The 1,713-nt window shown below is 64.9% G+C and carries 1 protein-coding gene and 1 pseudogene; both read left to right on the top strand.

What is annotated here, in order from left to right; all coding sequences use genetic code 11:
• Positions 1 to 951: pseudogene (locus KHQ28_RS28660) on the top strand (acyl-CoA dehydrogenase family protein); the annotation flags it as partial.
• A 5-nt stretch (positions 952 to 956) separates the two neighbouring features.
• Positions 957 to 1,713 (top strand): ABC transporter substrate-binding protein (locus tag KHQ28_RS28655; RefSeq protein ID WP_211777802.1); only part of this gene is annotated, 757 nt, incomplete at its 3' end.

Here is a 1,713-nt window from a genome sequence, read left to right as displayed (position 1 = left end):
CTGGCGTAATATCGACCATCTGCGTGCGGGGGGCTGGTTAAGTCTCGCCGTGCCGCCATCCTGCGGCGGCGCGGGCGCCAGTCTGGCCCAGCTGCAGCAGGTCATCGCCGCCATCGCCTGGGGAGAGCCGGCGACAGCGCTGATCGTCTGCATGCAGTATCTCCACCATTTGCGGCTGGCGGAAAACGACGCCTGGCACGCGCCGCTGCGCCAGCAGGTTTTTCACGATGCTGTCGAACACGGTGGCCTCATCAACAGCCTGCGCGTCGAGCCGGAGCTGGGCTCCCCGGCGCGGGGCGGCCTGCCGGACACCGTGGCGACCCGTCGCGCGGAGGGCTGGGACATCAGCGGCCATAAAATTTATACCACCGGCATTGAAGGGCTGCGCTGGCTGGCGGTGTGGGCCAGAAGCGATGATAACCCGCCGCTGGTGGGTACCTGGCTGGTGCCTGGCGACAGCCCGGGTATCACGGTGGTGAAGAGCTGGGATCACGCCGGGATGCGGGCCACCGGCAGCCATGAAGTTATTTTTAACCACGTGCGGGTGGCGGCAGAGCACGCGGTGTATGTCTGGCCGACCGATGCGCCACCCGCCGCCCAGGCCGAACCGTTTCGCCTGTTCGCCAACCGGCAGACGGCGCTGCTGGCGGCGATCTNNAGGAGAAAGTCGGGCAGATCGCCGGGCTGCTGCTGGTCAACCGCAGCCTGCTGGAGCAGGCCGCCGCGCTGCGCTTTTCCGCCATCGAGGCCAATCTGGCGAAAGTCACCATCACCGACAACGCCATTCAGGCGGTGAATATCGCGCTCGAGCTGACCGGCAATCATGGTCTCAGCCGACAAAACCCGCTGGAACGCCACTACCGCAATGTGCTCTGCGGACGGGTACATACCCCACAGAGCGACAGCGCCTGGCTGGCAGCCGGCAACTTCGTCTTTCAATCACAAGGATAATCACGATGCGTCTATCATTTTCAGGCCGGGTGGCGGCCGCGCTGATGCTGCTGGCGCTGGGCGGCTACGCGACAGCGCAGGAGCGGCTTACCCTGCGTATCGCCGATCAAAAAGGCGGCATGCGTTCGCAGCTGGAGGCGGCCAACGCCCTGCAAAATCTCCCTTACGACATTAAGTGGGCCGAGTTCCCGGCCGCCGCGCCGCTGGCGGAAGCCCTCAACGCGGGCGCCGTGGACGCGGGGATCATCGGCGATGCGCCGTTGCTCTTCGCCCTGGCCAACGGTGCGCCGGTCAAAGCTATTGCCGTGGATAAAAGCAACCCGGCGGGGACCGCGGTGCTGGTATCCCCCGGCAGCACGTTAAAAAGCGGCGCTGATTTAAAAGGCAAACGCATCGCCACCGGTAAAGGGTCGATTGGTCATTTCGTGGCGCTGAAAGCGCTGGAGCAGGCGGGGATTTCACCGAAGGAGGTGCAGTGGGTGTTCCTCGGCCCGGTGGACGCCAAAGTGGCGTTGCTAAACGGTTCGGTGGACGCCTGGGCGACCTGGGAGCCCTACACCACCCAAATGGTGAAGACCAACGAGGGGCAGATCCTGGTGAGCGGCAAAGGGCTGCTGCCGGGGAATACCTTCCTCGCGGCAACGGATTCCGCGCTTAACGATCCGCAAAAACGCGCCGCGCTGCAGGATTATCTCCAGCGCCTGGCCGGCGCCGAGCGCTGGGCCTACGCCAATCTCGACAGCTACGGCAAAACGTTGGGGG

Origin of the sequence: Klebsiella sp. 28 (assembly GCF_018223905.1) — a bacterium.
Classification (GTDB): domain Bacteria; phylum Pseudomonadota; class Gammaproteobacteria; order Enterobacterales; family Enterobacteriaceae; genus Klebsiella; species Klebsiella pneumoniae.
Note: the sequence above shows the minus strand (reverse complement) of the source record. Positions and strands in the feature narration are given on the sequence as shown.